Here is an 8,034-nt window from a genome sequence, read left to right on the forward strand (position 1 = left end):
TCTTCAAGCAAATGAGCATCCTCCAGCCTCACATTGCAGAACGTATCCAGCCAGCGCACCCACATTTGTAGTGGGGGACTTTTGAGCTGAATGCCATGCTCGTCAATCACTGTCGTCCAATCCCATACCCATAGGCCGTGCAATGTGAGGATGGTGTTTATATAGGCGGGCAGATTGTCCGCAAGCAAGGTGAATTGATCCCGTTCGTGATCATAGCAGAACACCGCAGGCTCGGTAGTGGATGTCGCCAAATCGAGTAACACCGGATCGCCCGCACCGTTATAGTTAAAAATCAGATACCGATGTTCGTCCATTGCCGCTGGTGAGTCTGTATTTTCCCCATAGGATGTGAAATAGCTAATATATTCATGGTTCCAGCCAAACTCACCCGTGATATCGTCGAGTATGTTCAGTCCGTCATCAGAGGTGAAACCATATTCACCTGTACGTCCCGATACATCAGCTACAATGCAATGTTGAGGAAGCGACCATAACAGATATAAGCTGCCGCATCGTTGGATCAGTTCAGACAGGGAGGCGGGTAAAGGTCTCTGTAGTCGTTCCTCCAGTGCCGTTAACTCACTTGTGGAGCTGCCCTCCGTCCACTCGTATTCCACGTCAGGCATTCCGCTTTGTCTCAAACGGTCGGCGATCTGCCCCAGCCTCTCAAAGGTTTGCTCAAAATATGCCGTCATTTTCATTCGTCCTCCTCTTACTTTAAAATCCGGCAATGCTGCTTCTGCAAGAATAATAGAATCTCATCACAAAGCTTCGTAGCCATCTGTTTATCGCGTCCAAAAGTAAATGAGGGATATGCTATAATCAGGAAATAAAATAGTTATAGATTAGTCTATCTTAATTACGTTGGAACTACAATTTGTAAGGGGATGAAGGAGGAGCACATCGTATGACATCAGGGGTACAAGCGTACATAGATCCGATTTTCGAGGCAATTGATAAGGCGTACGCTTCTGAGCAAAAACGAATCGCTGAATTTCAGACCAAAAGTGTCCTTCACGAAGGGATTCATGAATACTTAAAAGTGACCTGTAAGGAGGACGGGCTATGGGTGGATACCTATGAACCGTTTGATTGGGATAATCGTAGACCGGATACGAAAATTTCTGGTTTTACGAAGGGGGTAACGCTCCAGCAGGTGCAGGACGAGTGGATGCCTGTGTTCAGGGAACGGATAGAGGCTCTATTTAAGTCTGAAAAATTTAGTTCCATGTTCTTTCGTTATCGGCTGGAGTTTCATCTGGAAGTGGTCTTGGAGAAGAAATCCAGCCATTTTACATTCTCGCTCCTGAACGAAGATAAACGACAGCATTTGTTAGCCTCTATCCAACAGTATGTGGAGCAGAAGCTCAACCCTGGCAGTAAAGCTGTGCCGAAGGAAAAGGACGATTTTTTCTTTGTGAGGCACTTGCTCGATCCTCACTTGTACCCTATAGATGCCGAACGGGTAGGTGACCTTCTGGATCGAATGGATGCAAAAGTGAAGGTGAGCCGCAATCGTGAGGAAGCATGGAGACATCAGCTTAACAGTGGCTTAAAGCGTTGGGCTGAAGATGAATTTTTGGCGAAGTATGCGGATCGGGATAAAAGCTACGGACTGGATTATACGGTGAAGTCCGATATTCGTCCTTCAAATATTCCTGCGCCAGCTATGGAGATGTTCCTGCTCACCGCGATGCGAGTGGGTTCGACCGATGCCGATGCACGGCAGAAATATTTGGAGATCGCTGCACAGCTAGGCTCGGAGGGGGCTGCCCAATGGCTCAAGAGCGGGTCAGGAAGCATTCCAGCACTATATGCAAGCGAGCGCGTCACCTGCCAAGCGAATGATATTTTGCAAACACTGGAGGTTCATATTCTTTCGGAGGAGGAAGAGAGCTACAGGGAAGCGCTCGTATATGTATGCGATATTTTTCAGAAAGGCTTTACCAAGGAATACCGCTTGAAGCTCAAGAGCAAGGTGAAAAATTTCTTGCCTGTGCCCAAGCTGGCCAAATCTACGTTACATCGTTTCTTCGCTAATGCACTTGAATACCCCGCGCTGCATCCTTTGCTGGCTGAATATGCAGATATCGTGATGGAAGAGTTCAAGTGGTACAACGATGTGGAGCCAGGAGAAAAATCGGCGATGCCGGGCACCTATGCGGTGATGGGGCTGGGCCTGAAAGGAACGGACTATTTTCCATTGGTGATTCGCTATATGAAGCTGGTGGATACGGAGCATCAGTCGGTACAGGACGGTTACGCGGCTGCCGTTGCAGATGCGCATGGACTGACACCGGACACAATTCCAGTTTGGACGAAGATTCTTCTGGCAGGCAACCAAAGTGCCAAGCCGTTGAAGTCGTCTGGAATCAAAAGCGTAGAGCAGGCACAGGTGCTGGTCGAGGAGCTTGAGAAGCTGGACGATTACGACAAAGAGCTGCTCGTTTACCGAATTTGGGGCGGCGAGAAAAAGCTGAAAAGCAGTCTGAAACAGGCTGATCCTGAGGTAAAAGCACTGCTGGAATCTCTTATTCCATAAAAGCATCGTATTCGTGGTAATACTGAAGTCCCTGTGCGATGCGGTGGATGTCCGGCTCGTTCCCACTGCGGCGTAGCACTTCAATGACATCCTGCACGGTCGCTATCTCCAGCCATGTCTGTGCGTGATGATCGGGAAGGGACGCAGGAATATTTTCATTCCGATGATTGGTGACGGTGAGGCCTGCTTCTTCCAGCTCCCATAGCTCTTCCTCCGGGATAATATAATAGGTGGCCTCGACAGGACTGCTCTGAAAATGTTCCAGATTGGTGAATACCCATTCATTCATATCTGTTTGGCTAACGGTTCGAACCAATGCTTCTAGGTTGTCAAAGGTTTGTATACTCATGCTTAGAGCTTCCTCCTTCGGATGCTTGCTTATGCTGTATTTTTTGTAATATTTTTATAATGGCCTGGCGATTCTTCGCATCCTTAATGTACTTGGGAATGGAATGGGAAGCCGTACGCATCGTACCGGATGTAAGCTTTTCTCGCAACTCGGCAGAGATATAAGCCCTGACAACGGGGGCAGTGGACAGCTACCTGTTCTCCTCTCCTGATCACGGCGCTAAAGTCATATTTATATCCATGTTCATCTTTGAAGCGCTTTTGCTCCATATTCGTTCCTCCTTTTCTCCGAAGGAGAACGCTTTTTTGAATCTACCATACAGTGTGCAGATCACCTGACATACCGCAAATCGACCGCCATGCAGGGGGATAACAAAAATATCGCCTTCCCGATGCTTGATTCTTTTGAACACCATCGTCAGGCCAGCTCTTCCTGAATGATCTCTGTTTTTAGACCTTTAGCGCTGGTAATCGTAATGCTGATCGCGTCATAGCCGTTCCGCTTCGCATCTTCAAAGTCGCATCGTTCGCCGTTGATCAGCTCTAACTGTCCATTCTCATCCACATCGTCTGCAAACTCGTCATCCCAATCAACATTATAAAAAGTGGTCAAGCTTACCTCGAAAGTATCTTCACCATCTTCGTCCAGATAGGGCAGCAGGGGAGTGCGATTGTTCTGCTGTTCCTTGGTATAAACTTCGCATAACAGAGCATCGTAACCATGGCGGGTTCCGTCAAAAATCACAATCTGTTCACCTGTGACTGCATCTTCTGCAATAATGAGCTGGGGTGCAAATTCAGTTACACCGATTAGCTCGTCCATAAGTTCTCCATAATAAAAAATGTGGAATTTCGTATGTTCTGCCTGTGAACGAAGCCTACCTGTCCACTCCTGTTCGACCCATGCCTCCGGGTTTTCGGGTACAACCCAACCTTCCAAGTAAGCCGGTCCCCATTTAGGATTATGTATTTCTGTCATCAGTGGGCCTCCCTTTCTATTCATTGAGTCGTTCAATTACCTGATTAAAAAACGTTGTAAAGTCTGTTGCCACCAGATACAAATGTCCACATTCGTCCTGCTCTGCAATATCATAGTTCAGTTTGTCATCATGAGCATGAAGATGTGTGCGGTCCCAGTAGTACACATACGGGGTGTATTCATTACATATCAGAACGTAAAAATTGCCGCCCGCATCTGCACCAATCAACAAAGCGTTCTCGACATGATTGATTTCATCCAGAAATTCGCCATTAATCGCTAGAAGGTCATGATTTTTGTTGGATACCTCATATCCGAAAAAGCAAGTCAAATCAATGTCTCCGTTATCCACGCGGTCAAAGGGCACATTGCAATAAAAAGGGGCGGCTACATAAAAGCCGTTATATTGTGAAAGAAAACGTGTATAGCCAGCGGGCAATATACGCTGTATTTGTTCCTCCAATGCCGCGATCTGGGCAGGCGAAAGCCCTGATTCAATTGCGAATGACATTAATAACCAGCCTCCTTGATCCTAGTAAACCATAGATCTCTTTTTGAAAATGAGACGACGCAGCGGTGCATCGTTTGTGTGATTATGTCATGGATAGGGTGACGATTTTGTTGTCCTCATCCACATCTACCTTCACATTCACTCCCAGCTTGTCCTTAAACAGCTTACTGATATTGATATAGTCATCCTTCACCGCACTACTTGAATTACCAGAGGTGCGAGTCATCCCAGCAGTGATGATGGAACGCACATAGGTTTTGTCGAGCTGGGCTTCAGGATTGTAAGTATAAATAACCTGCTCCTGTTGATTGTAATAATGGGTTAAATCCGTATAGTCGTTGGCGTTCTTATACTGCTGTTCCTCACGTACATACTCAGGATGGTCCATGGTGTAGTGGACTCCCCCGTCCAGAAAAGGATTTTCCTTGGAGGGTCGGAGTTCATATTGTCCATACGCCAGTTGAAACAGATACTCTATGCCTGAGCCCTCCGCCTGATAGTAGAGCTGACGATTGTCCCCTTTTTTATCTATAGCGGTATAGCTGCTGATTAAAGGCCAGGTATCATACTTTTTATCCTTTACCTCAATGGCAAGCTTGTAATGCACAAGCACCTTTTCATTTTGAAATAATCCAAAGCTACTCATAATAAAATAGGCAGGCACACATATAATTCCGATAATCAATATGAATATAAATATTCTTACACGCATGAGTAGAGTAATTCTCCTTTGGTTGTCGATTATGTGGACAGCTCTCGTTGGGCAGATGCGCCGAATTTCTCATGTTGCAATAATAGTTTCAGCGCATGTTGTGCGAAAGGGTTGGTTTTATGTGCGCGGAGCAGTGCAAAATACGATAGTGTAGGGAAAACAGATAAAAATGTCTTTCCGTCATTATCAGTTTGTATGGACATATATCCCCCTCATTTCTTATCCAGATTACTTTTTGGGCATTGTATACTAGCTTTTCTCATGTCTGTAGTTCGATAAGGCTTCTTCCGGTCCGCCACCCTCCAGCAGTACCATAACCGCATAGGAGATCGTATCAATCCAGTCGTCGAGGGTGTTGATCTGCTCTACGGTCAGCAGGTTGTTTCGCTGCAGCATACTATCAGGATACAATGCCCATGCCCGTGTATATTGGCAAATCCCCCACAGAGCGGCAATCAGCTCCCGTTCTACGGACGGTTTCTCTAACTCATCTGCCAGAACTTCAATGATAGTCATCAGCTCATGGAAATTGTCCTCGATCAGTTCGCCTTGGAAGGGACGAAGCATCCCTAGAAATCCGTTTTGCATTTTGGGATGATCCAAATCATTGTGAATAAAAGAATGACAACGTAATAGCTCACGAGCCTCCTGTTTATTCATTCAGTTCCTTAATCTCTGCGCGGATACCTCTGCACAGAAAGCTACCTGACAGTCCCGATAAGGCATCGATATCAACGACCATGTCTGCTTCTTCATAGCGGAAATCAAGCTGCAAGATGATGTTTTCTGTTCCTATAGGAGTTAATACATGCTCTTTGGTTTCCAAAAATGTAAAAGTCACTGCATAGCGTGGGACGTCTTTTGCTGGAGCTTCAGGGATTACAGGTGCCTCAGTCGAAGGAGCCAGATCAGGTGATTTGGGTATCAGTACAGTAGGGGGTGATAGTTCAATCGTCAAGGATATCTGGTCCTTTGTGATATCAGCTGCTGTAATTTGGTCATAATGAAAGGGAGGGAAATATCCGAGCTTTTCCACGATTTTATCTGCTCCTTGAATGGAGACGGTCGGTGAGAAAGCCAGTTCAAGCCCGATGGAGCCTGCCAACTGGCTCTCATGTTGCGGATTGATACGTAAAAGAGCCTGTTCCGCCCCTATCTCCACAATCGTGCCGATAAAATACTGCTTGCCATGAATCAGAACAATATCATGCGGAACGAATGGCAGTGCGCCCCCGGATTTGTAATGAATGAGATAGTCGTATCCTTTTTTTTCAACGTTTTGAATCTGTATATGCATAAGTTTCAACCTCCTGATGTTTAGTATAATGTATTTTTCAAGGATATGGTAAAGAAAAGCGAGTCCATGAACAGATTGGAAAAACGCTCGTCAGCAAATACAGTGCGCTCTTCAGACAGTCGGCCTGTCATTATAAAGCTGTAATGCAGGTTGTTGACTACGGGCATCATTCCTTTTTTTCATAAATTACCGTTTCTACTATCATAATATATGACAGGGCAACTAAATTCACCTTTTGCAACTGTTCATTAAAATGGTTTGGAAACCCGTTCATATTCGCGTATACTAGGAAAGTCATATATGGAACGGGCCTGAGCCGCCTTGCGGCCGTATGTTTTGGTTACATGAACAGAATCAACGATAACGGATAAGCTCCCTTCCTGAAAAGGGTTGAAAGAGAACCGATACAAAAATGGGAATTCTGAACTATGGAACGATGGATGTCATATGGCACATGAACCTATTTTACGTGACACATATTGAATACAGATAAGGGAAGTGAATACCACTTGAAGAATTTTGCAACATTAGGCGTAGAGCAGCACTGGGTAGACGCCTTGAAAGAGCAGGGAATTACAGCACCAACACCTGTACAGCAGGAGTCCATTCCGCTATTGATGCAAGGTCAGGACGTTATTGCCGAGGCGCATACGGGAACAGGTAAAACGCTTGCGTTTTTACTGCCGATTTTGCAAAAAATGAATCTGGACAAGCGTCATCCACAGGCGCTCGTGATTGCTCCCACGCGTGAGCTGGCACTCCAGATTACACAGGAAGCGAACATATTGGCGGCTACGGAGCCAAGCTTGTCGTTGCTGGCTGTTTACGGAGGACAGGATGTAGAGCGTCAGCTTCGCAAGCTGAAGGGCGGCGCACAGTTGATTATCGGTACACCTGGGCGATTGCTCGATCACCTGAGACGCGGCACGCTGGATCTGAGCGGTGTTAAAATGCTGGTGCTGGATGAAGCCGACCAAATGCTGCACATGGGCTTTCTGAACGATGTAGAGACGATTCTTCAGGAAGTTCCGTACCGGAGACAGACCATGCTGTTCTCCGCTACAATGCCAGCAGGTATCCGCAAACTGGCTCGTGTATATATGAACGAGCCTGTGGATGTAAAAGTGAAGTCTGCTTCTTCCGTTCCGGTGAGCCAGATCCGTCAGGTCGTTGTACAGACGACGGATCGGGGCAAGCAGCAAGCATTAGTGGATATGCTGAATGCGGATCGTCCGTATTTGGCTGTTATTTTCTGCCGTACGAAGCGCCGCGCTGCTGCGTTAAATGAGCAGTTGCAAGAAATGGGCTTCGAGAGCGGCGAGCTTCACGGGGATTTGTCCCAGAACAAGCGTGAGCAAGTGATGAAGGCGTTCCGTGAAGCGAAGCTTCAATTGCTTGTAGCGACCGATGTGGCCGCACGCGGCCTGGATGTGGAAGGCGTAACGCATGTCTTTAACTATGACATGCCGCAGGATGCCGAAAGCTATATTCACCGTATCGGGCGTACCGGCCGTGCCGGAGGCAAAGGTGTGGCGGTAACGCTCGCCACGCCACGGGATGTTCCAGAGCTTCGGAACATCCAGAGGGTTGCTGGTGTCACATTCACCAGCAGCGAGGGCGGCGGGCAGCGTAGACCTGCTGCCGA

9 protein-coding genes are annotated in these 8,034 nt (G+C 46.9%); 2 read left to right on the forward strand and 7 right to left on the reverse strand.

Going from position 1 to position 8,034, the window contains the following annotated elements; genetic code table 11:
* The coding region (locus tag L696_RS0102850; RefSeq protein WP_025682303.1) for an SMI1/KNR4 family protein at positions 1–695 on the reverse strand (695 nt) is incomplete at its 3' end.
* 212 nt (positions 696–907) lie between these two features.
* On the opposite strand from L696_RS0102850, the gene L696_RS0102855 reads away from it, so the two are divergent.
* Positions 908–2,542, forward strand: coding sequence for a DUF6138 family protein (locus L696_RS0102855; RefSeq protein WP_025682304.1), 1,635 nt, complete (start codon positions 908–910; stop codon positions 2,540–2,542).
* Here the strand turns inward: L696_RS0102855 and L696_RS0102860 are convergent.
* From L696_RS0102860 to L696_RS0102895, 6 genes are all read right to left on the reverse strand, one after another.
* The gene (locus tag L696_RS0102860) at positions 2,532–2,891 is read right to left on the reverse strand and encodes a DUF7716 domain-containing protein (protein ID WP_025682305.1); all 360 of its coding nucleotides are present in this window, start codon (positions 2,889–2,891) and stop codon (positions 2,532–2,534) included. The genes L696_RS0102855 and L696_RS0102860 overlap by 11 nt on opposite strands.
* A gap of 417 nt (positions 2,892–3,308) precedes the next feature.
* Positions 3,309–3,869, reverse strand: a complete 561-nt coding sequence (locus L696_RS0102870; RefSeq protein ID WP_025682307.1) for a hypothetical protein — start codon at positions 3,867–3,869, stop codon at positions 3,309–3,311.
* Positions 3,870–3,885: 16 nt separating this feature from the next.
* Positions 3,886–4,380 (reverse strand): SMI1/KNR4 family protein, encoded by a 495-nt coding sequence (locus tag L696_RS0102875; RefSeq protein WP_025682308.1) that lies wholly within the window; start codon positions 4,378–4,380, stop codon positions 3,886–3,888.
* Between the two features lie 82 nt (positions 4,381–4,462).
* A complete protein-coding gene (locus tag L696_RS0102880) occupies positions 4,463–5,092 on the reverse strand; it encodes a hypothetical protein (protein ID WP_025682309.1) in 630 nt (209 codons plus the stop codon).
* 249 nt (positions 5,093–5,341) lie between these two features.
* Positions 5,342–5,752, reverse strand: a complete 411-nt coding sequence (locus L696_RS0102890; RefSeq protein WP_025682310.1) for a hypothetical protein — start codon at positions 5,750–5,752, stop codon at positions 5,342–5,344.
* Positions 5,745–6,389: an immunity 50 family protein gene (locus L696_RS0102895; protein ID WP_025682311.1), complete on the reverse strand. Its 645-nt coding sequence runs from the start codon at positions 6,387–6,389 to the stop codon at positions 5,745–5,747. The genes L696_RS0102890 and L696_RS0102895 overlap by 8 nt, the downstream gene beginning before the upstream one ends.
* A gap of 509 nt (positions 6,390–6,898) precedes the next feature.
* Between L696_RS0102895 and L696_RS0102900 the strand changes: the two genes are divergently transcribed.
* The coding region (locus L696_RS0102900; protein ID WP_025682312.1) for a DEAD/DEAH box helicase at positions 6,899–8,034 on the forward strand (1,136 nt) is incomplete at its 3' end.

The sequence above is a fragment of the Paenibacillus maysiensis genome (assembly GCF_000520815.1).
GTDB lineage: Bacteria > Bacillota > Bacilli > Paenibacillales > Paenibacillaceae > Paenibacillus > Paenibacillus maysiensis.